This is a genomic window from Halorubrum sp. JWXQ-INN 858, from assembly GCF_009806985.1.
Classification (GTDB): Archaea; Halobacteriota; Halobacteria; order Halobacteriales; family Haloferacaceae; genus Halorubrum.
In genome coordinates, this window is the sequence record NZ_WUAX01000011.1 from 280,300 (window position 1) to 301,681 (window position 21,382).

General features: G+C 71.4%; 25 protein-coding genes. 9 read left to right on the forward strand and 16 right to left on the reverse strand.

What is annotated here, in order from left to right; genetic code table 11:
- Positions 1 to 135: 135 nt before the first annotated feature.
- The gene (locus GRS48_RS10230; protein WP_159486118.1) at positions 136 to 1,281 is read left to right on the forward strand and encodes an acyl-CoA dehydrogenase family protein; all 1,146 of its coding nucleotides are present in this window, start codon (positions 136 to 138) and stop codon (positions 1,279 to 1,281) included.
- 643 nt (positions 1,282 to 1,924) lie between these two features.
- Here the strand turns inward: GRS48_RS10230 and GRS48_RS10235 are convergent.
- Complete coding sequence (locus GRS48_RS10235) at positions 1,925 to 2,371, reverse strand: universal stress protein (RefSeq protein WP_159486120.1); 447 nt, start codon at positions 2,369 to 2,371, stop codon at positions 1,925 to 1,927.
- Between the two features lie 71 nt (positions 2,372 to 2,442).
- Between GRS48_RS10235 and GRS48_RS10240 the strand changes: the two genes are divergently transcribed.
- Positions 2,443 to 4,497 carry a DUF2070 family protein gene (locus tag GRS48_RS10240; RefSeq protein WP_159486122.1) on the forward strand — a complete coding sequence of 685 codons (2,055 nt, stop codon included), beginning with the start codon at positions 2,443 to 2,445 and terminating at the stop codon, positions 4,495 to 4,497.
- On the opposite strand, the gene GRS48_RS10245 is transcribed toward GRS48_RS10240, so the two are convergent.
- From GRS48_RS10245 to GRS48_RS10270, 6 genes are all read right to left on the reverse strand, one after another.
- The gene (locus GRS48_RS10245; RefSeq protein ID WP_159486124.1) at positions 4,490 to 4,726 is read right to left on the reverse strand and encodes an HVO_0649 family zinc finger protein; all 237 of its coding nucleotides are present in this window, start codon (positions 4,724 to 4,726) and stop codon (positions 4,490 to 4,492) included. The genes GRS48_RS10240 and GRS48_RS10245 overlap by 8 nt on opposite strands.
- A 107-nt stretch (positions 4,727 to 4,833) precedes the next feature.
- Entirely contained in the window at positions 4,834 to 5,139 is a 306-nt protein-coding gene (locus GRS48_RS10250) for a DUF3194 domain-containing protein (RefSeq protein WP_159486126.1), read from the reverse strand.
- Positions 5,140 to 5,523 carry a prefoldin subunit beta gene (locus GRS48_RS10255; protein ID WP_159486446.1) on the reverse strand — a complete coding sequence of 128 codons (384 nt, stop codon included), beginning with the start codon at positions 5,521 to 5,523 and terminating at the stop codon, positions 5,140 to 5,142.
- A 146-nt stretch (positions 5,524 to 5,669) separates the two neighbouring features.
- Positions 5,670 to 5,936: a KEOPS complex subunit Pcc1 gene (locus GRS48_RS10260; protein WP_321168393.1), complete on the reverse strand. Its 267-nt coding sequence runs from the start codon at positions 5,934 to 5,936 to the stop codon at positions 5,670 to 5,672.
- Between the two features lie 20 nt (positions 5,937 to 5,956).
- Positions 5,957 to 6,091: a DNA-directed RNA polymerase subunit P gene (locus GRS48_RS10265; protein ID WP_137688958.1), complete on the reverse strand. Its 135-nt coding sequence runs from the start codon at positions 6,089 to 6,091 to the stop codon at positions 5,957 to 5,959.
- Positions 6,092 to 6,358, reverse strand: a complete 267-nt coding sequence (locus tag GRS48_RS10270; protein WP_159486128.1) for a 50S ribosomal protein L37ae — start codon at positions 6,356 to 6,358, stop codon at positions 6,092 to 6,094.
- 128 nt (positions 6,359 to 6,486) lie between these two features.
- Here GRS48_RS10270 and GRS48_RS10275 point away from each other — a divergent pair, with 128 nt between their 5' ends.
- Positions 6,487 to 6,966: a metal-dependent hydrolase gene (locus GRS48_RS10275; RefSeq protein WP_159486130.1), complete on the forward strand. Its 480-nt coding sequence runs from the start codon at positions 6,487 to 6,489 to the stop codon at positions 6,964 to 6,966.
- A 153-nt stretch (positions 6,967 to 7,119) separates the two neighbouring features.
- Here the strand turns inward: GRS48_RS10275 and GRS48_RS10280 are convergent, their stop codons facing one another.
- On the reverse strand, positions 7,120 to 7,854 hold the full coding sequence (locus GRS48_RS10280; protein WP_159486450.1) for a thioredoxin reductase: 735 nt from the start codon (positions 7,852 to 7,854) through the stop codon (positions 7,120 to 7,122).
- A 158-nt stretch (positions 7,855 to 8,012) separates the two neighbouring features.
- Complete coding sequence (locus GRS48_RS10285) at positions 8,013 to 8,501, reverse strand: cupin domain-containing protein (RefSeq protein ID WP_159486132.1); 489 nt, start codon at positions 8,499 to 8,501, stop codon at positions 8,013 to 8,015.
- A 210-nt stretch (positions 8,502 to 8,711) separates the two neighbouring features.
- Between GRS48_RS10285 and GRS48_RS10290 the strand changes: the two genes are divergently transcribed.
- From GRS48_RS10290 to GRS48_RS10300, 3 genes are all read left to right on the forward strand, one after another.
- The gene (locus tag GRS48_RS10290) at positions 8,712 to 8,921 is read left to right on the forward strand and encodes a hypothetical protein (protein ID WP_159486134.1); all 210 of its coding nucleotides are present in this window, start codon (positions 8,712 to 8,714) and stop codon (positions 8,919 to 8,921) included.
- Positions 8,906 to 10,468 carry an alpha-isopropylmalate synthase regulatory domain-containing protein gene (locus GRS48_RS10295; protein ID WP_159486136.1) on the forward strand — a complete coding sequence of 521 codons (1,563 nt, stop codon included), beginning with the start codon at positions 8,906 to 8,908 and terminating at the stop codon, positions 10,466 to 10,468. Before GRS48_RS10290 ends, GRS48_RS10295 begins: the two co-directional genes overlap by 16 nt.
- Positions 10,469 to 10,807: 339 nt before the next feature.
- Entirely contained in the window at positions 10,808 to 11,434 is a 627-nt protein-coding gene (locus tag GRS48_RS10300) for an L-threonylcarbamoyladenylate synthase (protein ID WP_321168394.1), read from the forward strand.
- 166 nt (positions 11,435 to 11,600) lie between these two features.
- On the opposite strand, the gene GRS48_RS10305 is transcribed toward GRS48_RS10300, so the two are convergent.
- Together GRS48_RS10305 and GRS48_RS10310 are read right to left on the reverse strand one after the other, a co-directional pair.
- Positions 11,601 to 11,867: an HAH_0734 family protein gene (locus GRS48_RS10305; protein ID WP_159486140.1), complete on the reverse strand. Its 267-nt coding sequence runs from the start codon at positions 11,865 to 11,867 to the stop codon at positions 11,601 to 11,603.
- 126 nt (positions 11,868 to 11,993) lie between these two features.
- The gene (locus GRS48_RS10310; protein ID WP_159486142.1) at positions 11,994 to 12,737 is read right to left on the reverse strand and encodes a creatininase family protein; all 744 of its coding nucleotides are present in this window, start codon (positions 12,735 to 12,737) and stop codon (positions 11,994 to 11,996) included.
- Positions 12,738 to 12,976: 239 nt separating this feature from the next.
- On the opposite strand from GRS48_RS10310, the gene GRS48_RS10315 reads away from it, so the two are divergent.
- Positions 12,977 to 14,965 carry a S9 family peptidase gene (locus tag GRS48_RS10315; protein WP_159486144.1) on the forward strand — a complete coding sequence of 663 codons (1,989 nt, stop codon included), beginning with the start codon at positions 12,977 to 12,979 and terminating at the stop codon, positions 14,963 to 14,965.
- A gap of 239 nt (positions 14,966 to 15,204) precedes the next feature.
- The gene (locus GRS48_RS10320) at positions 15,205 to 15,825 is read left to right on the forward strand and encodes a universal stress protein (protein ID WP_159486146.1); all 621 of its coding nucleotides are present in this window, start codon (positions 15,205 to 15,207) and stop codon (positions 15,823 to 15,825) included.
- Between the two features lie 9 nt (positions 15,826 to 15,834).
- On the opposite strand, the gene GRS48_RS10325 is transcribed toward GRS48_RS10320, so the two are convergent.
- From GRS48_RS10325 to GRS48_RS10335, 3 genes are all read right to left on the reverse strand, one after another.
- Positions 15,835 to 16,254, reverse strand: a complete 420-nt coding sequence (locus tag GRS48_RS10325) for a PLD nuclease N-terminal domain-containing protein (RefSeq protein WP_235028044.1) — start codon at positions 16,252 to 16,254, stop codon at positions 15,835 to 15,837.
- Between the two features lie 67 nt (positions 16,255 to 16,321).
- Positions 16,322 to 18,499 (reverse strand): 4Fe-4S dicluster domain-containing protein, encoded by a 2,178-nt coding sequence (locus GRS48_RS10330; RefSeq protein WP_159486148.1) that lies wholly within the window; start codon positions 18,497 to 18,499, stop codon positions 16,322 to 16,324.
- Positions 18,500 to 18,613: 114 nt separating this feature from the next.
- Complete coding sequence (locus tag GRS48_RS10335) at positions 18,614 to 19,369, reverse strand: histidine kinase (protein WP_159486150.1); 756 nt, start codon at positions 19,367 to 19,369, stop codon at positions 18,614 to 18,616.
- A 122-nt stretch (positions 19,370 to 19,491) separates the two neighbouring features.
- Between GRS48_RS10335 and GRS48_RS10340 the strand changes: the two genes are divergently transcribed.
- Positions 19,492 to 19,854: a hypothetical protein gene (locus GRS48_RS10340; protein ID WP_159486152.1), complete on the forward strand. Its 363-nt coding sequence runs from the start codon at positions 19,492 to 19,494 to the stop codon at positions 19,852 to 19,854.
- A gap of 27 nt (positions 19,855 to 19,881) precedes the next feature.
- Here GRS48_RS10340 and GRS48_RS10345 read toward each other — a convergent pair whose 3' ends face one another.
- Entirely contained in the window at positions 19,882 to 20,595 is a 714-nt protein-coding gene (locus GRS48_RS10345) for an energy-coupling factor transporter transmembrane protein EcfT (protein ID WP_200840249.1), read from the reverse strand.
- Complete coding sequence (locus GRS48_RS10350; RefSeq protein ID WP_321168395.1) at positions 20,592 to 21,380, reverse strand: ABC transporter ATP-binding protein; 789 nt, start codon at positions 21,378 to 21,380, stop codon at positions 20,592 to 20,594. Before GRS48_RS10350 ends, GRS48_RS10345 begins: the two co-directional genes overlap by 4 nt.
- Positions 21,381 to 21,382: the final 2 nt, after the last annotated feature.

Here is a 21,382-nt window from a genome sequence, read left to right on the forward strand (position 1 = left end):
CGGGACGGACTCGCACGGAGACGACCGCGGATCGGGGCGAAACCGGCCGATAGCGGGGTTTTGACCTCCCGCGAACGACCCGTCCGTGTACAACCGTGTGAAAACCGCTAAGGCGTCGGGGCGGGAGGTGGTGGCATGGACGTGACGCTCTCCGCGGAGCACCGACAGATCCGCGACACGGTCGGCGAGTTCGTCGACGAGGAGGTAGTTCCCCGCGCGGCGGCGATCGACCGGACCGACGAGTTCCCCGCCGACCTGGTCGGGGAGCTGGCCGACCTGGGGCTCATGGGGATGCCCTTCCCGACCGAGTACGGAGGCGCGGGCCTCGACGCGCACGGCTACGTCGTCGCGCTCGCGGAGATCTCGCGGGGGTCCGGCGGGCTCGGGACGATCGTCGCCGCGCACACCTCGCTGGCGGGGACCATGCTGTACGCGTTCGGCGACGAGCCGCAGCGCGAGCGGTTCCTCACCCCGCTCAACGAGGGGGTCGACATCGGGGCGTTCGCGCTCTCGGAGGCGGGCGCGGGGTCGGACGTCCCCGCGATGACGACGACCGCCGAGCGCGACGGGGACGGCTACGTCCTGTCCGGCGGGAAGCTCTGGACCTCGAACGGCTCCGTCGCCGACACGGTGGTCGTCTTCGCGAAGACCGACCCGGAGGCGGGCCGCGACGGGATCTCGGCGTTCGTCGTGCGTCCCGGGACGGACGACGGGTTCGTCGTCGAGGGGACCGAGACGAAGCTCGGCGACAAGGGCTGTCCGACCGCGGAGCTCCGGTTCGACGACCTGTGGCTCCCCGCCGACCGGCTGCTCGGCGAGCCGGGCGACGGCTTCCTGCAGGCGTTGCGGACCCTCAACGGCGGGCGGATCAGCATCGCCGCGCGCTCGATCGGGATCGCGCAGGCGGCGTTCGAGGCGGCGCGGGCGTACGCGACGGAGCGCGAGCAGTTCGGCGGCCCCATCGCCGACTTCCAGGCGATCCAGCACAAGCTCGCGGACATGGACACGAAGGTGCAGGCGGCGACGCTGCTCACTCATAAGGCGGCCGCGCGCAAGGAGCGCGACGAGCGGTTCATCAAGGAGGCCGCCCAGGCGAAGCTGTACGCCTCGGAGATCGCCCGCGAGGTCGCCAACGAGGGGATCCAGATCCACGGCGGCTACGGCTACACCACGGACTTCCCCGCCGAGCGGTTCTACCGGGACGCGAAGCTCTCGGAGATCTACGAGGGGACGAGCGAGGTGCTGCGGAACACGATCGCCCGGGAGCTGCTGACGGAGTAGCGACGGCGAGGCCGCGTAACAGCGGCACCCGCCGTCGGTCGCGTCCCATCGCCGAAGAACGGCGACGCACCGAGCGATCCCGCGACCGATCGAGCGGTTATAAATGGCCCCCCAACGGGGACGACGCCGCGGATAACCGAGCGGTGCGGTTGGCGCGTGCGAGGAACGCGCGCGAGGGAGCAGTCGGGGACCGCCGGGCACTTCCGGCGGTCCCCGACTGCGAGGCTGGGGAGGTCTGAGGCCGCGGTGCGGGACGGTCGGCGGAGCGGGTTCCGCGATCAGGTGCGGTCCGCGGGTGCGGCCAGCGCCGTCGCCACTGATACACGGCCGATCGCGTCGACGGAGCCGACGACACGCCGACGACGGGGTCACAGCCACCGCGTCGACGGCTTATAAGGGACGTTTCGGGCATATAAAGGTCGTTTCGAGCTTATAAGGGCCGTGCCGCCACCGGCGGCGAACGGTCGAGGGTGGACGTCGTCCTCTGCGCCTTCGTCCTCCACACCCTCGCCCTCCCCAGCCTCGGCCGGCGGCGGCCGCGGGACCGCACCGCACCGCGCCGCGGCCGCCGCCGACCTCCGCCGCTCGCGAGCGACGCGCGCCCGGTGATTCCTTCAGCCGCGAGGCTTCCCGACGACCTCGCTCAGCCGCGACGCGTCTCCACGACCTCGCCCGCCCGCGCCGTGAGCACCGGCACGGGACTGTAGCGGACGACGCGCTCGGCGACGGAGCCCGCGGTGAGGAACCGTCCGAGGCCGGTCCGTCCGTGGGTCCCCATCACGATCAGGTCGGCGTCGTAGGCGTCGACCGCGTCGAGGATCTGCTCGTGCGGCCGCCCGCGGCGGAGGTGTTTCTCGACGGGGATCCCGCGCTCGACGGCGGCCGCCTCGACCGCCTCGACGGCCGCCTCGCCGCGGGCCTCCTCGCGCTCGACGACCACGTCCCACTCGGTCGCGCCGGCGACGTGCTCGTCGACGACGAACAGCGCGTGGACCCGCGCGTCGGCCAGCTCCGCGAGGTAACACGCCTGCTCGACGGCGGCCGCGATCCCGGCGCTCCCGTCCGTGGGCAGGAGGATCTCGTCGTACATGGTACCAGTCATCACGACCACGGCGCTTCAACGTTCGGGGGCCTTTTGAGGGCGAGCGTCGAGGGATCGGTATGACCGCGACACAGGGCCGGCTCGCGGACCTCTCGCGGTTCGTCTTCCGGCTTCCGCACTGGCCGCGAACGCTCTCGGTCGCGGTCCTGATCGCGGGGATCACCGGGATCGCCGTCTTCGACGCGACGTCGACGATCGGCCCCATCCACCCGGTGTTGCTCGTCGGACAGGACGCCTGGCAGGGGATCTTCTTCATCGGCGTCCCGACGCTCGTCGCCGCGTTCACGACGACCACCGTCGACGGCGCGCTCGGCGGCGACCTCACGTACAACGCCTCCGCGTTGCTCGCGCTGTGCTGTGAGGTGCTCGTCGTCGTCGCGCTCGTCGCCGCGGGCGTCGTCGGCGTCCTCGCGGGGTTCGACCAGCGGTTCGTCTTCGACGCGCTCGTCGTCGCGCTCGCGTCGATCTTCGCCGTGCGGCTGTTCGTCGTCCTCGCCGTCTCCCGGCTGTCGATCGCGCGCGCCTGCCTGCCCGCGTCGATCCAGACCGTCGTCGGCGGGCTCCTGCTGTTCGTCTACAGCGGAACCGTCCAGCTGCTCGAGGGGAGCTCGGCGTACGACGCGTACGTGGCGTGGCTCGCGCGCGGCGACGCCGGCCCGCCCGCGTTCGAGGCGGTCGCCCCCGACCACTTCGCGCTGCTCGCCGCGCTGTGTGTCGTGTACGCGGCGGCGGTCTGGGCGTTCCTCGTCGGGATCGACCGCCCGTGGCGGCGGAGCCTCGGCGTCTCCGTGCTCGATTTCGTCCGCGGCTTCATCGGCCACGTCGCCGAGGGGTCACGCGACCTCGAACGCTTCTTCGAGGCGCTCGGACAGGAGGCGATCGTCCCCGTCTCCGTCGTCTCCTTCCGGACGCTCGCGGACGACGGGGCGCAGTCGGCGGATGCGAGAACGAGCGACGACGGACCGGACGGGACGAACGAATCGGACGGGACGGACCAACCGGACGGGACGGACGAGCCGAACGGGACGGACGAGCCGAACGGGACGGCCGGGATCGATCCGACCGCGCTCGGCCGCGAGAAGGCCCGGTTCGTCCTCCCGATGGTCCATCCGGGCCCCATGGGCGAGATCGGCGGGGGCAACCTCCCGGTGCGAGCGGCGCGCCGGGCGGAGGGGCTCGGCTTCCCGCCGCACGCCACGGCGGGTCACGACTTCAACCTCGTCTCCGGTCGGGAGGTCGACGCCGTCCTCGACGCGGCCGACCGCGCGCACGCGAGCGCGACGTTCACCCGCGAGGCGACCGGGCCCACGGTGACGCGGTCCGGAGCGGCGACGATGCTCGGACAGGGGTTCGGCGAGACCGCGCTGGCGGTCAACACGTTCGCGCCGTCGACCGCCGACGACGTCGACTTCGCGGTCGGGCAGTCCGCGATGGCCGAATTCAGGGCGGCCGGGATCGGGACCGTCCTCCTCGCCGACGCGCACAACTGCCACGGCGGGCTCGACGGTCCGGACCTCGGGCACGTCACTCCCGGCTCCGAGCGTTCGTACGACCTGTTCGCGGCGGCCGGGGAGACCGGACGAACCCTCGCGGACGCCGCCCGGGGGCCGCTGGAACTCGGCGTCGCGGACGACCCGACCGAGTGGACGCCGGCCGACGGGATCGGGCCGCTCGGGGTCCGGGTCGCGGTGACCCGCGCGACGGACGTCGAGGCCGCCTACGTCCTCATCGACGGCAACAACGTGGTTCCGGGCGTGCGCGAGCGACTGCTCGAGGCGGTCGCTGACGCGACCGGGATCGACCACGCCGAGGTGCTGACGACCGACACCCACGTCGTCAACCGGACGCGTGCCGACAACCGCGTCGGCGAGCGGATCGACGGCGGCGAGCTCGCCGACCTCGTCGCGTCGCTCGCGCGGGAGGCGCGGGCGGACCTGGAGCCGGTCGCGGTCGGGGGCGGGACCGAACACGCCCGCGTCGTCGTGTTCGGCAACGATCGGACGGAGACGCTCGCGACGCAGGCGAACACGGCGCTCTCGCTCGGCGGCGCGCTGGCGGCGGCGGTGACGCTGCTCGCGATGGCGGTCAGCCTCCTGCTGTTCTTCGTCACCTAGTGGTTCCCGGCCGTGCCTGGTCGCGATCCGACGACAGGCGGTAGTCGCGCACCGACTCGACGCCACAGCTCGGACACCGTCGCCGGTAGACGACCGCCGACCCGCTCGTGGCGGCGTGCCAGGATCCCTCGCCGTCGACTCGGCCGCAGGCGTCACAGACGTACGGCTCGCCGTCGAAGCGCGCACGGAGCCGCTCGAACGCCGACGTTCCGCGGTTCGTGGACGACATACGTCACCAATACACATGGACGGAACTAATAATTGCCGGTTGTTTCGGCTTCGATCGATACCGCGGCTCACGCTGGAGACGCGGCGTCACAAAAGCGGGCGCGTCGGTTACGCGCCGAACAGCTCGTCGACCGCCTCGCCGGCGGTCTCTGCGGCCTCGCGGGCGACCGCGTCGGGGTCGGGGTCGTCCGGATCGGACTCGTCCGGATCCGAGACGTTCGGATCCGAGCCGCCCGGAGCGTTCAGGTAGACGTCGACGTCGAGCACGCCGTCCTCGAACGTGACCGTGACGTCGAGGTCCGTGACGTCCGACTGCGCGTAGTACGAGAAGACGACGCCCTCGGCCGCCTCCGCCGCGGTCCGAACGACCTCCTCGTCGCTCGGGTCGTTCCCGCCCTGTTCGTCGTCGCTCATTTACGCGCCGCCCGCGCCCGGGCCGCCCGGCCCCATCGGGCCGCCGCCGGCACCGCCCTGCAGGAGCTGCTGGAGCTCGCCCTGGAGGTCGTCGAACTGCTCCTGGACGCGCTGCTCCTGCTTCTCGAGCTGCTCGGTGCGGACTTCGAGGGACTCGACCTTGTTCTCGAGGTCGTCGTAGGCGGACTCGTAGTCGGTCTCGACGAGGATCTCGCCGATCTCGCGGTACATCCCCGCGTCCTCGTCGATGTCTTCGAGGGCGGTGAGTGCCGTCTTCGACTCGTTGAGCGCGGTCTGCGCCTGCTCCTTCTGCTGGGCGACCTGCTGTGCGGTCTCCTGGAGTTCCTGCAGCTCCTCGATCTTCTCCTGTGCTTCCGGCGGCATGTTGCCCTGCATACGAAGTCGGTGGTGGTCCGGACGGAAAAACCCCCGACTTCTCCGACGACGAGCCGTCTCGATGAAAATCGGTTCGAGAGCGACTGTATGGCCAGATTTTGGCGATAATAGATCAGTCTACCTGGCCGGCTCGGTCAGCTCGACACGCGTTCGGCGACCGCGACCAGCCGGGACCAGCTGTTGATCCCGGCCCGGAGCGCGACCAGGTCGTCGGCCCCGACGCGGACGCTGACGACCGCCCCGTCGCGATCGACGGTCGCCGCCGAGCGGGCGTCGTCGATCTCGCCGACCTCGGGGACCAGCGCGTCGGCGACGACGCGTGCGCGCCGCTCGGTAGCGTATCGGAAACGGAGCGTGGCGTCGTGCTCGCGGGTCGCCGGCGCGGTCGTCGCGGTCGTCACGGTATCGGCGGGCGCGACGGTTACTCGACGGTGACTTCCTTGATGCCGCCGCCGCGCTCCTTCAAGAGGACGCGGTGGCCACAGTACGGACAGCGCACGCCGCCGTACTCGTCGAGGGTGACGTCGCGCTTACAGCGGGAGCACTTGTAGCTCATCTATTCCTCGTCGGCGAGGGCGGCGCGGATGGAGCGGCGAACGGTGCGTCCACCCGGCGTCTCGGGCCGGTAGGCCCCGCCGGTGAACTGTTCGCCGGTTTTCTCGTTGACCCAGATCCCGGTTCCGACGCGCTTGACGTCGTCGCCGTCGACCGTGGCGTTCCGCATGTCCTCCTCGATCTCCTGAACCCGCTTGCGAGCGACGCGGCCGTATCGGGCCCCGAATCGGCCCGCACTGCCGGTGCTTCGAGCCTTGTCGTCAGCCATAGTGACTCCGTCTACCGTCAGCGCGCGTAAAAAGGCTACGAGTCGAGCCGGGGGCGACCCCCGACCGTCCGCGGCGTCCCCGGTCGGGTCGACGACGGCTTTTTGCCCTCGGATCGCCGAGGTGGGGTATGTACTGGCGGGGGCACGTCGGGCTCGGCCTGCTGGCGTACGCGCCGATCGCGGGGATCGCCCTCGACGCCGGCGAGCCGCGGCTGGCGGCCCTCGGCGGCCTCCTCGCCGTCGCGTTCGCGACCCTCCCGGACGCCGACGAGCGGCTTCCGATCCCGCACCGCGGCCCGACACACACCCTCCTGTTCGCGTTCGTGACGGGGGCTCTCGCCGCACTCGTCGCCGCGCTCGTCGGCGCGCTCGTCGTCCCGACCACCCCCGCGTGGACCCCGACGTTCGTCGGGACCGTGGTGACGATCACTCTGCTCTCGCACATCGCCGGCGACGCCATCACGCCGATGGGTATCCGGCCGTTCCGTCCCGTCTCGGACGCCCACTTCACGCTCGATCTGACGCCCGCGAAGAACCCCCGGGCGAACTACCTGTTCCTCGTCGTCGGCGTCCTCGCGTTGACCGCGTCTGTGCTGCGGGTCGCCTGAGTCGGCGGTGTTGTGGTCGCCTGAGTCGGCGGTGTTGTGGTCGCCTGAGTCGGCGGTGTTGTGGTCGCCTGAGTCGGCGGTGTTGTGGTCGCCTGAGTCGGCGGTGTTGTGGTCGCCTGAATCGACGGTGCTGTGGTCGCCTGACCGCGTCGACTACTCGTCTTCGGGGAGCCGACCCCGCGCGTCGTCGACGAGGCTCGGGTGCGTGCGCTGGCGCTCGTCGTGCGGCTCGGCGAAGTACTCGCGCATGGCCGCCATCGACTCGCGCTCGCGGGCGCGCCGCTCCGTCTCCGACACCTCCTCACAGCCGGGCGGGACGTCGCGCCCGCGGTCGGTGAAGTACCCCTCCGGCGCGACCCAGTCGTGGTAGAAGGGGACCGCCGAGTCGTGGATCAGCGTCGTCGCCACCTCCGCGCCGTGGCCCGCCGCGATCACGGTCTGGTGGTAGCGCTCGGCGATCCGGCCCGCCGCGTACACGCCCTCGACGGACGTCCGCCCCAGCCCGTCGTCCTCGACGTACGTCTTCGAGCCCGCCGCCCGGAGGTCGACGCCGAGCGGCTCCAGGTACTCGGCGTCCGCCCAGGAGGCGGCGATCACGCGCTCGGCCGCGACGGCGTCCCCCCGGTCGACCGTCGCGACGAACCTCGCGTCCGGCAGGTCGGCGGCGGCTCCGTCCGAGACCCGGTCGATCCGGGTCACTCGTCCGGACCGGAGGTCGACCCCGTTGCGGGTCGCCTGCGACCGGAGCATGTCGAGGAAGAGCCGCGGGTTGACGCCGGCGGGGAATCCGGGCACGTTCTCGAGGTGCGCGTTGCGCGTCAGGATCGGGTCGTCCGCGGTGACGACGACCGTGTCGAGGCTCGCGCGGGCCGTGTACACGCCGGCCATCAGTCCCGCCACGCCGCCCCCGACGATCAGTACCTCGTAGGTGTCGATCGCCCTCGCGTCGTCCGCCCTCGCGTCGCCCGCCCTCGCGTCGTCCGCCGAGTGGTCGCTCATACCCGACCTCTCCCCCGCGTCGACTTATAAGGCCGCGTCGGCGTCCCTCACGGCGAGAAGGAGGTCCCACACGAGACGCAGGTGAACCGGAAGCGCCCGTCGTCGGTCAGGGCGGTCCGGTGTGCGCGTTCCTCGTCGCAGGTCCGGCAGTCCGCGATCGTCTCGATCGCGTCCCAGTCGTGGCGGGCTCCCGGCGCGCCGAACGCCCACGCGACGACCGGCTCCGTAGCGTCCTCGCGGACGAACCCCGACTGGAACTCGCCGGGCGCGAACCGGATCAGCTCGCCGGCCCCGACGTCGACGCGCTCGCGCTCGCGGCCCACCTCGAAGGTGGCGACGCCCGACAGGACGTAGAACACCTCCTCCTGATCGCCGTGGGCGTGGAGGCCGCCGGCGAACGCGTCGCCGGGCGCGAGCTCGAAGTAGTTCATCGCGACGTGTTCGGTGCCGAGCGCGCGCGAGACGGGCTTTCGCACGTCGTGGACGCCCAACGGGTTCGTGACGACGTCGACGTCGTCAATCGTGACCCTCCTCATGGGGGAGCGTCACCCGGGCCCGGCATAACGCTGTCCACGCTTGCACGTGTCGAGGGATCCGCGCCGAGCGATCTCTTCCGAGAGGCCCTCGCCGAGAAATCCTCGACGAAGCGCCGGCTTCGCCGAGGATCGTCTGGACAAACCTGTCGCTATCCGACGGTTTATATGTGTGAGTCCCATGTCCACGGATACGAATGACACGAGACGGTCGTGGACCTTCGGAGGATAGAGGAAGTCGCCACACGGCGGCTGGCTGCGAAATTCTCCGGTAGGACCGACGCGACGACGGCGACGACGAACGCGACAGCCACCGGCGCGGCGATGACCGGTGTGACGACGAGGACGCCCGCGACAGCGACGACGAACGCGACAGCGACGACGACCGACACGGACGCGGAGACGACATGGAGGCCCTTTTGAACCCACTCACCACGCTCGACGAGGTACAGCTCCTGGACACCACCCTGCGCGACGGCGAGCAGATGCCCGGCGTCTCGCTCACGCCGGCGGACAAAGTCGAGCTCGGTCACGAGCTCGACGCGGCCGGCGTCCACGTGATCGAGGCGGGGTCGGCCTGCACCTCCGACGGCGAGCGCGAGGGCATCCGCCGAGTCGCCCGCGAGGGGCTCGACGCGACGGTCACCAGCTTCGCACGCGGCGTGCAGGCGGACATCGACCGCGCGCTCGACTGCGGCGTCGACGGCGTCAACCTCGTCGTCCCCGCCTCGGACAAACACGTCGAGACGAAGGTCGGATCGACCCGCGAGGACGTCGTCGGGACGACCGTCGACCTGGTCGAGTACGCGACCGACCACGGGCTGTGGGTCGAGGTGCTCGGCGAGGACGGCTCCCGCGCCGACCTCGACTACCTCGAACGGTTACTGGGGGCGGGGCTCGACGCGGGCGCGGACCGCGTCTGCTACTGTGACACCGTCGGCGCGGCGGGGCCCGAACGCACCGCGGAGATCGTCTCCCGGCTCGCCGACCTCGGCCCGACGGGCGTTCACACCCACGACGACCTCGGGTTCGGGATGACGAACGTCCACGCGGGCCTGGAGGCGGGCGCGGACCTCGTCCACGGCACCGTCAACGGCGTCGGCGAACGCGCGGGCAACGTCGCCCTCGAGGAGGTCGCGATCGCCTTAGACCGCTGTTACGGCGTCGACACGATCGAACTGGAGCGGCTCTACCGGCTCTGTCGGCGCGTCGCGGACGTGACCGGCGTCGCGCTCCCGCCGAACAAGGCCGTCGGGGGCGCGAACGCGTTCGCCCACGAGTCGGGGATCCACACCGACGGGACGCTCAAGGACGGGACGATGTACGAGCCGTACCCGCCCGAGACGGTCGGCCGCGAGCGCCGGCTCGTCCTCGGCAAGCACGCCGGTCGCGCGGGCGTCGCGGCCGCCCTCGCGGAACACGACCTCGACGTCGACGCCGACGAGCTGCGCGAGGTCGTCTCGCGGGTGAAGGAGCTCGGCGACCGCGGCAAGCGCGTCACCGACGCCGACCTGCTCGCGATCACGGAGGACGTCCAGGGGCGCGAGCGCGACCGCCACGTCGAGTTAGTCGACCTCTCGGCGACCTCCGGCGGCAACCTCCCGACCGCCTCCGTGCGACTCCGCGTCGGCGACGACCACCGCGTCGCCTCCGGCACCGGCTCCGGCCCCGTCGACGCCGGGTTGGAGGCCGTCCGGGCCGCGCTCGCGGGCGACGACGGCGAGGGCGACGGCGTCTCCTTCGAGCTCGACTCCTACCACGTCGACGCGATCACCGGCGGGACCGACGCGGTCGTCACCGTCGAGGTGGATCTCTCGCGGGGCGACCGCTCCGTGAGCGTCTCCGCCTCCGACGCCGACATCACCCGCGCCAGCGTCGTCGCGATGGTCGACGGGCTCGACCGGCTCCTCTCGGCGGCCGCCGCCGAGGAGGGCGTCGACCCCGAAACCGTCGCCACCGCCGACGACTGACCTTCCGCCCAGCCGCCGCCGGTTTTCCTTATAAGGGCTCGTGGAACGGCCTCCGTTCGTTTTAAACGAATCCTCGATCGGCACGCGGTCGTCACTGCGGTCGGCGCGCGGCCCGCGCTCGCGTCCCCCGACGCGAGCGCGAGCGCGCGAGGGAGCCCGCGGCCGCTTATAAGCGGCCGCGGCGAGGGTGGGGAGGACTGAGGCGGAGCGGCGAGACGGCGGGACGGAATGGCTGGACAGCGGGACGGCAGAACGACGGGACGGAACGGCGGAGCGGCGGGACGGTGGGACGGCCCCCGACGCGTGAGCCTTTTTCGCCCCGCCGACGAACGGGGAGCCGTGACCGCCGATCATCACGACCGGATCCCGCCAGAAACCCGCGCGTCGATCCGCCGCGCCGCCGACGCGGTGGCCGACGGGGACCTCGTCGTCTACCCGACCGAGACCGTCTACGGCCTCGGCGCGGACGCGCTCGACCCGGACGCGGTCGGCCGCGTCTTCGATCTCAAGGGCCGCGAGCGCGACGACCCCCTCTCGCTCGGCGTCGACGGCATCGCCCGCGCGCAGCGGTACACCCGGCCCGGCGAGCGCGCGCTCGCGTTCATGCGCGCGTTCCTCCCCGGGCCGGTGACCGTCGTCGTCGAGCGCGAACCGACCGTCCCGGACGCCCTCACCGGCGGCCGCGACCGCGTCGGCGTCCGCGTCCCGGACCACCCGGTCGCGCTCGCGCTGCTGCGGGAGACGGGGCCGCTGACGGCGACGAGCGCCAACGTCTCCGGGCACGGGAGCGTGCGGCGCGTCGCGGACCTCGACGGCCGGATCCGCGAGGGGGTCGCGGCGGTCGTCGACGACGGGGAGACCGACGGCGTCGAGAGCACCGTCGTCGACCCGGAGTCGGGGACCGTCCACCGGCGCGGCGCGATGGCGTCCGCGATCGAGGCGTGGCTGTCGGACCCGCCGGTGTGAACGGCGCGGATCCGTCGGCGTGAGCGACACGGACCCGCCAGCGTGAGGGACGACCTCGAAGCTCCGCGGGTGTTCTGGAGTGAGGGCGGCCCCTCGCGAAGCTCGGTGCGGGACACGCGGGGAGGACCGGCCTCGGAATCGCGTTCCGTCCCCCGCTTTCTCCGAATTAAACCGAGAGGTCGCCCTTCGCTTTGATCACGTCGAGCGCCTCGGCGTCGATCGTTTCGACGTCGAGCCAGTGGGGCACGTACTCGCGTTTCTCGTACGTCTCGCGCTCCTCTTGGGTGCCGACCGTACACCAGAGCTGCGGCTCGTCGGGGCCGTGCCACTCGCCCTGCTTGTTGATCGAAAAGCAGATCAGCTCCTCGCCGTCGTGCTCGATGATCGCGTCCTTGCGGATGCCCGGGTCGCCACGGACGATGAGGTGGTACATACCCCGGGCTTGGCGGGTTCGGCGCTTAATCGCTTCGATACGGACGATCCGGTTCGCGGGGTGTCCGGCCGAGCGCCCCCGGCCACGAGCCCGCTCGAGCGACGTTCAGACTCGAGCGCGGTCCGGCTACCAGCCGTTCTCGACGTCCTCGACGACCGCCGACAGGATCGCCCGCGTCGCGTCGGCGACGATCCGCTCCATCGCCTCCGGGTCGCTGTTCGTCGGGTCGCCGAGCCCGCCCAGCTCAGTCACGTCGCTGAAGTACTCGTACGTCCCCGTCTTCGGCATCTCGGCGGCGTTCTGCGGCTCCTTCTTCTCCGCCTTCACGAGGTCCGGGCGGTACAGCTCGACGAAGCTCGTCTCGTGGTCGCCGGCGTGACCCCACCCCTCGCCGAACTCCTCGCGGAGGTCGTCGCGGGCGAACTCGGTCCAGTGGACGCAGTGGACGGCCATGTCGGTGTCGCGAACGAGCCGGTTGGCGGCGACGGACAGCGAGTCGCGGTTCCCGCCGTGGAAGTTGGCGATCAGGAGGCGGTCGACGCCGTGTTCGGCGAGCGACTCGCCGATCTCGCGGAGCACGTCGACGTACGTGCTCACGGACAGCGACACCGTGCCGGGGAACGTCATGTGGTGTTCGGAGTGCCCGTACGGGAGCGGCGGGAGCCGGAGCAGTTCGAGGTCGAACTCGTCGGCGGCGTCGACCAGCTCGGCGGTCAGGTGGTCGGACCGGAGCGTGTCGGTCGACACCGGCAGGTGCGTCGAATGCTGTTCGATGCTGCCCGTGGGCAACACCGCGAGATCGGCTTGCTCGATGGCCTCACCCGCCTCCTCCCAGGTCATGCCGTACAGGTCGGCGTCGGTTTCTGGCATGGCGGACCCGCCGGCGGCCGGGGGCAAAACGTTACGGGTAGCGGGTCTCCCGTGCCGGCTATCGGCGGTCGTCTCCCGGACGGCGGCTGCCGTCGCCCGCTCGCCGTCGGCTTCGGGAGTCGTCCGGGAACGGGCTCCCCGGCAACGGGCTCGTCGGGAACGAGACTGCCGGCAACGGGACAGCCGGCAACGTCGTCCCCGCCCCGACCACTTAAGAGGCGTCCCGGGATGGGTCGGGTATGCCCACCGACGACCTGCCGGACTACCCGGTCGCCCGATACCTCGGGATCGACACCGTCTCCGAGCCGACGTTCACGGCGGACGGGACGCTGTTGTACCTCGCGGACACCGCCGGCTCGCCCGACGTCTGGCGGCGCGCGGGCGCGGACGCCGCCCCCGAACGACTCACCGGCCACGACCAGCGCGTCTCGTTCGTCGCCGCGTCGCCGACGCGCGCGGAGGCCGCCTTCGGGATGGACCGCGGCAGCGACGAACGCGACCAGCTGTTCGTGTACGACCTCGAAACCGGCGAGGAGACGGACCTCACCGCGGACCCGTCGTCGATCCACTCGTGGGGCGGCTGGAGCCCCGACGGCGACCGGATCGCGTACGCGGCCAACCGACGACGGACGGACACCTTCGACGTGCACGTCCAGCGGCGCGACGCGACCGCCGACGGGAGCGACGTCGTCTTGGAAGGCCTGGGCGGGTTCCTCGAGGTCGCGGCGTGGGGGCCCGACGGCGACCGCCTCGCGCTGATCGACGCGCGCGCGAGCTTCGCGCAGGACCTGTACGTCCTCGACCTGACTGTCGCCGCCGACACCGACGCCGCTATCGCCCCCGACGACACCGCTACCGACGCCACCGCTACCGACGCCACCGCCCCCACCGATCTGGCGTCACACCCCGCGGTGATCCGCGTGAACGCGGACGACGACGCGACGTACGCCGACCCCACGTTCGGGGCCGACGGCGGCCTCTACGTGCGGACGAACCAGCCCGACGACCACACCGTCCTCGCCCGATTCGACCTCGAGGCCGTCGCGGGCGCGTCCCCCGACGAGCGCCCCGCGGGCCCCGACGATCCGGCGCTGTCGGTCGTCGCCGCCCGCGACGGCTGGAACGTCGACGGCTACGCGCTCGACCGCGGGTCGGGGCGGGTCGCGTACACCGCCAACGTCGACGGCTACTCGGAGCTCGTCGTCGGCGAGCTCGCGGACCCGACGACGGTCCGACCGATCGCCGAACCGGACGTCGCCGCGGACGCCGTCGACCCCGGCGTGATCGAGACGCTGGCGTGGGGCCCCGACGCCGAACGCCTCGTCGCGGGCCACTCCGCGACCGACCGCCCCGGGCGTGCGGTCGTCGTCGCGGTCGACGACCGGCCGACCACGACGGTGCTCGCCGACCACGGGACACTGGGGCTCCCGCACGAGACGTTCCCCGCGCCGGAGATCGTCCGGTACGAGACGTTCGACGGGCGCGAGATCCCCGCGTACTGGACGCTCCCGCCGGGCGTCGACGCCGACGACCCGGCGACCGAGGTGCCGGTCATCGTCGACATCCACGGCGGCCCCGAACACCAGCGGCGGCCGTGGTTCCAGCCGATGAAGGCGTTCTACCTCCGCCGAGGGTACGCGGTGTTCGAGCCCAACGTCCGCGGTTCCTCCGGGTACGGGAAGGCGTACACGCACCTCGACGACACGGACAAGCGGATGGACTCGGTGGCCGACCTGGCGGCGGCCGTCGACTGGCTCGCCGACCGGCCGGCCGTCGACGACGACCGGATCGTCGCGTACGGCCGCTCCTACGGCGGGTTCATGGTGCTCGCGGCGATCACGGAGTACCCCGACCTGTGGGCCGCCGCGGTCGACTTCGTCGGCATCGCCGACTTCGAGACGTTCCTCGAGAACACCGGGGAGTGGCGGCGGTCCCACCGCGAGCAGGAGTACGGCGCGCTGGAGAACACCGAGCTGTTGGAGCGGATCAGCCCGATCCACCGCGTCGACCGGATCGCGTGCCCGCTGTTCGTCCAACACGGCGCGAACGACCCGCGCGTGCCCGTGAGCGAGGCCGAACAGATCATCGACGCGGTGTCGGCGCGGGGGGTCCCCGTCGAGTCCTGCGTCTTCGACGACGAGGGCCACCACACGACGAGCCGCGACAACCGGATCGAGCAGTTCGAGCGGATCGCGGCGTTCCTCGACGACCACGTCGGCGGGGCCTGAAGCCCGCGTTAGCTATCGTTGTGTGACGATCCGTCACACGAACTGTCCACTCCGTCGCGTCGTCTCGTGACGATCGAGTACTGATGGACCGTGAGAAAACACGATCGGCACGAGGAACGCGATAGATAATGATAATCGTCTATCCTGTCAAAAATTGTTAAGTGAGTGTGTCTGTAAGTAAGGGGTAGACAGGGCGACGGCCGGCCGTTCGCGCCGACCGCGTCGCCCCCTGAGAACCCATGTCCGTCGAACTCGATCCCGAACCCGCCGACCCGCTGACGACCGACGCCTCGTCGGATCGCGACCCCGTGACCGACACGGCCGCCACAGGCGATCCGATCGCCGCGGGCGACTCGACCTCCACAAACGACACGAGCCAACGGGACGACGTGTCGGCCGTCCCCACCGCACCCACCGCGCCCGCCGAGTCCGCGACGCCGGCCGGCGTCTTCGAGCGCGTGCTGGTCGTGACGGACGGGGAGGCGACGGGGCGGGCCGCGGTCGACGCCGCGCTCGACATCGCGGCGTCCCACGGAGCCGCCGTCGACGCGCTCTACGTCGTCGACACGACCGAACACTGGGACGTGGTCGTCGAACGTCGCGAGCGCGCCGGCGAGGCGGCCGTCGAGGAGGCCGCGGCCCGCGGTGAGGCGCTCGGCGTCGACGTCGAGAAACGGTTCCGCTACGGCACCGACCACGAGGAGACGCTCTCGTTCGCCGCGGCCCACGACGCCGACCTGATCGTCGTCGGCTCCGCGCGCCGCACCGGCCTCGACCGCCTGCTACACCCCGACCCCCTTCCGGTCCGCGTCCAGCGCGGCGCGTCCGTTCCGGTCCTCGTCGTCGGCTGCGACGACTGAAAATTCGGGTCAGTCGTCGGTACGGCCGGTCGTTCCCGTCCCTTCGCTGCGGTCGCCGTCCTCCGTCGCTTTCCCGTCCTCCGTCGCCTTCCCCTCTCTCGCTGTTTCCCTATCACCCACCGCTTCCCCGCCTCCGTCCCCGTCGACGCTCGTTCCCGCGGGACCGAGCGGTTTCTCTCCCCGGCGCGACTCGTGAATCCCGAAGGCGGCGTCGCCGCCGGCGTAGGGGTCCTCCGCCGGGTCGTACGACTGCTCGTCGCGCTCGAAGAGGTACGCGAAGAAGCCGAACAGCGGGACGAAAAACGAGATCGCGGCCCACTTCTTCGGGTTCATCCCGTGTTTCGGCGCGTCGACGTACGCGTACGCCGCGAACGCGACGAGCCACGCGAGCGGGAGGCCGACGAGCACGGCGAGGAGGAACGCGTCCATGCTAACCGGTTGGGCGAGCGCGTGCGTAAACCCTCGGGGAGCGACCGTTAGCCGTCGCCGGAGCCCCTTATCGGCCCGCTTCGAGCGCCTCGATAAGCAGCTCGGCGACGTCGACGACCTCGAGGTCGTCCTCGAAGCCGCCGGTCTTGCGCCCGTCCTCGAACATCGTCGTACACATCGGGCAGGCGACGACGAACTTCTCGACGGCGTCGCCCGCGTCGGTGTCCTCGACGGCCTCGCGGAGGCGCTCCTCGCTCGGCTTCACCTCCTCGTCGTGCTCGGTCCAGAGGCCGCCCCCGCCCCCGCCACAACAGAACGAGTCCTCGCGCGACCGGGGCATCTCGAACAGCGTCGCGCCCGTCGCCCGGATCAGCTCGCGCGGGGCCTCGTACTCGTCGTTGTACCGGCCGAGGTGACACGGGTCGTGGTAGGTGACGGTGTAGTCGAGCTCGTCGCCCGACAGGCCGAGCCGCCCGTCGGCCACCAACCCCTCGACCACCTGCGTCCAGTGGAGCACGTCGACGTCGCCGTCGGCGTTCCACGGCTCCTCGCGGTCGAACGGCATCATCGGGTCGTCCGCGAACTCCGCGAAGTCGACCTCGGGGTACTCGTTTTTCATCGTGTTGTACGAATGCGGGTCCGTACAGACGATCGAGTCGAACTCGCAGTCGGCGAACGTCTCGACGTGGTGACCCGCCAGCTCGAGGTAGAGGAACTCCTCGCCGATCCGGCGGACGTCGTTGCCGTCGTTCTTCTCGTCGTCGAACAGGATCCCGAACTCGACGTCGGCCGCCTCGAACAGCCGGGCGAGCGAACGCGCCACCCGCTTGTTACGGTCGTCGTAGCTCGGGTAGTCGCCGACGTACCAGAGGTACTCGACCTCGGTCTCGCGGGCGTCCGCGAGGTCGAACTCGAGCTCGTCGGCCCAGTCGCCCCGCGCGGACGCCGACTCGCCGAACGTGTTGCCCGTCCGCATCACGTCCTGGAACACGTCCTGGAGGTGCGAGTCGACCGCGCCCTCGTCGGTGAGCTGGCGGTTCAGCCGCGTGAACGAGGTGAGGTGCTCGATGTCGACGGGGCAGGCGTCCATACAGGCCATACAGGCCATACACGACTCCATCGACTCGCTCGCGATCACGCCGCCCTCGTCGGCGACGATCGGGACCGTCCCGCCGTCGGCGACGGTCGATCCCCCGTCGGTCGCCGCCGTCCCGGAGCCGCGCGCGCCGACGACCGGGTCGTCGCTGACGGACTCGCGGTACGCCTTGAGATCGAGGATCACGTCACGCGGGTCGAGGTTCCGTCCGACCGCCTTCGCGGGGCACGCCGCGGAACACCGGCCGCATTTGGTGCAGGCGTCGCCGTCCATGAGCTCCTTCCAGGTGAAGTCCGCGATGGATTCGGCGTTGGTGTGGTCGAGGTCGGCGGGGACGTTCGGGAGGCGCGCGCCGGCCCGCTCGTCGCGGGCGACGACGTTCGCGAACGAGGAGATCATGTGGAACGGCTTCGCGTACGGGATCCACGCGATGAACGCGAACGCGAGCAGCGAGTGGTGCCACCAGATAACCCCGTAGGCCGCCTCCGCGCCCGCCTGCGTCAGTCCGGCCCACTGGAAGCCGGCGGCCATCGCCATCCCGACGAAACTCACGGTCTCGCCCGCGCGCTCGGGCTGGCCGACGATCCCGATCGCCTGCACGAGGAAGCCGCCGACGCCGAGCAGGAACAGCGTCCAGACGAACGCGTCGTCCTCGAGCGAGGTGTGTTTCCCCCAGAGCCGCCCCTCGCGGTTCCGGTAGCGCTTGTAGATCGCCATCCCGACGCCGACGACGAACAGCAGCCCGAACGCGTCGACGACGAACTGGTAGGCGAGGTAGAAGTCGCCGACCCAGAACGACCCGCCCGTCAGCGGGCGGTAGACGTCGATGTCGAAGCCGAGGATCGCGGTGGCGACGACCAACACGAGGAAGCCCCACAGCACGAACGTGTGCATCACGCCCGCGTACAGGTCCCGGTCGTACTGGTTCTCGTTCGACAACACGGTCTTCGTCGCCGCGAGCACCCGTCCGGGGAGGTCCGACAGCCGATCCTGTGGGTCCGAGCGTCCCTGCGTGTACGACGCGAACCGCGCGTACACGCCGTAGAGGAAGACGAGGACGGCGACCGCGGCGAGCCAGTAGAACGCGGCCTTCCCTATCGGGCCGATCGTCCAGAACGTCTCCCGGGTCGCCGCCTGCAGCGGAGTCATGATCGATCCCCCGGGTACGGCCGGGTTAAAACTTGTCACAACGGCGGGCCCGCGGACGGGCGTTCCCGTCCGCCGTTTGCCGGTATCGGGCTCCCAGCGGTTCCGTACGGCGTCCTAGAGGTTCCGCGCGATGTACGCGTCGACGTCCGCGACCAGCGACGGGCGATACGTCCAGAAGCCGTCCCACTCGTTGGGGTCGTTCTCCAGCGCGAGCAGGGCGACGTGGCCGTCCCCGCCCTCCGGGGGCGTGTACACGACGAACCACGAGTCGAGGAAGTCGGGCCCGTACCCCGCGTGGGCGGTGATCGTCGAGTTCGGCGGCGGGTCCCACCCCGGTGCCCCGTACACGTGCACGTCGACGTCCGTGGCGTCGAGGCGACGGTACACCTGCTGGGTGCCGATCTCGTCTGCGATCCGCGAGAGCGACTGGAACGACGCGCGGAGGGTTCCGCCGCCGCGCACCCACGCCCTCCGCTCGATGTACCGCGAGATAAGTATCAACAGGAGCTTCTCGCCGTTCGACATCGGGTAGCCCCGCATCGAGAAGGGGATCTCGTCGAGCCGTTCGAGGATCGGCAGCGGCTCGATCTCCTCGAGCCCGCGCGCGCCCGTGACGAACAGGTCGGAATTGACGAGCAGGATATCGTTCTGGAACGCCTCCAGCGTGGCGCTTTCGATCACCGTCCCGTCCTCGACGAGCAACACGAGGTCCTCGTCGCCGTCCGGGACCGTCGACTCCGAGATCTCGACCGGCTGCCCCTCGAACAGCCGCTCCAGCAGCCGCTTGACCGGCAGCGGGGCGCTCCGGTTGAGCAGGACGAGCGACCGTTCGGGGGCCTCGACGCCGTCGAGGAAGCTCCGCAGCGTCATCGACCGTCACGTCTCCCCTTCGCCCTTTCATACTTCCGCCTTCGGAGCCGGTTTCGGACGCCGACGGCCGACCGCCACCGTTGGGGTCGGAGATTGATTACCCCTGCCTGTGAACGACAGGCATGTCTCGCTCCAATCGAAGCCTGCTCCGCCGCGCCCTCAAACACCCGGACGTCCTCGTCGCGTCCGCGAAGTACCACGTCCGCCGCGTGATCACCCGACCGATCCGGACCGCGATCTCCGTCGTGTTCGCGTACGCGTTCCTCATCGCCCTCGTGACGTTTACGACCGAGACGACGGCGTTGATGGCGATCCTCGACGAGGGGGCGTCCGCCACGGCCGTGCTCCCGCTGCTCCCGTCGCCGCCGCTTCTCGCGCTGTTCGCGGTGGTCTCCGTGGTCGTCGTTCCGGTCTCGATGGTCACCACTGGCGTCCGCCGCGACCTGCGCTCGAGCCAGAGCCGTCGGCGACGGTTGGAGGAGTGAGTCGGGTCGGGAGCGCCCGTTACCGTTTCAAACGACCGTCGCGAGCGCGACGACCGCCAACCCGACGCCGAACCCGAGCGCGAGGGCGTCGACCCGCCCGAACGCGAGCGGGGGGAGCGTCGGGTTCCACGCGAAACAGCGCGCGGAGAGCGCGGTCCCGAGCCGGTCGGCCCGTCCGAACGCGCGGTTGATCCCGGCGACCGCGACCAGCCGCATCCGATCGCGGACCGGCAGGGCGTCGCCGCCGCGGGCCGCGACCGCTTCCCGCGCCGTCGCCAGGTCCCGGCGCAACAGGGGGAGGAACCGGAAGACGAGCGCGACGCCGACGCCGAGGAACGCGCCGGCCCGCCCGGGCACGGTCCGCTGGATCGCCGCCCGCGAGTCGCGGACGGGCGTCGACCTGACGTACGCGGCCGCGACGACGAACACCAGGAGCACGCGATAGCTCGCCAGCGACGTCTCGACGGCGCGGTCGACGCGGAACCACGGCGCCCCGAGCGTCGCGCCCGCGACGACCGGCGCGGCGACGAGGAACGGCAGCGCGAAGCGATACGCCCACAGCGACCGCGGCCCCCCGCCCGCGAGCCGGAGACAGACCACCGCGACCACCGTCAGGGCGGCCAACCCGCGGGGCGTGGTGTACGCGTACGCCGCGGCCGCGAAGCCGACCTGCACGGCGAGCTTCGACCGGGGGTCGAGCCGGTGGGCGGGCGAGCCGTCGGGGACGTACGAGAGCGTCACGGCTTCGGCCGGTATCGGTCGGGGACGCGGACGCCGAGCGCGGGGAGCCGGGTGACGGCGACCTCCGGCGGGGCGTCGACGGCGACGCGGCCGTCGGAAAGCGCGACGACCCGGTCGGCGAGCGCACAGACGTCCCGGAGGTCGTGGGTGACGACGACGACGCTCGTCCCGGCCCGGTGGAGCGCCCGGAGCCGGTCGAGCACGGAGCGGCGCGCGGGCTCGTCGAGCCCCGTGAACGGCTCGTCACAGACGAGGTGGTCCGGCTCCATCGCCAGCGCGCCCGCGATGGCGACGCGTTCGCGTTCGCCCCCGGAGAGCGCGTCGATCCGGGCGTCCTCGCGGCCGGTCATGTTCACCGCCGCCAGCGCCTCGCGGACGCGGCGGTCGATCTCCGGGCGGGCGAGCCCGAGGTTCTCCGGCCCGAAGGCGACGTCGCCGCCGACGGTCGCGGAGACCAGCTGGTCGCGGGGGTCCTGAAACACCATCCCCACGGCGGCGCGCGCGGCGACGAGATCCGCCTCGACCCGGCGGCCGTTCACCGAGACGCATCCGACGTCGGGGCGGACGAGCCCGTTGAACGTCCGGACGAGCGTCGTCTTCCCCGAGCCGTTCGGGCCCGCGACGACGAGGAACTCCCCGTCGGGGATCGAGAGGGTGACGTCGTCGACGGCGACGATCCCGGTCGCCGAGCCGCCGTCGGGCGGGGCGTCGCCGCCGGCCGCCCCGTCGCTGCGGTCCCCGGCACGCGCCCCGTATCGGCAGGTGACCCCGCTGGCGCGGATCACGG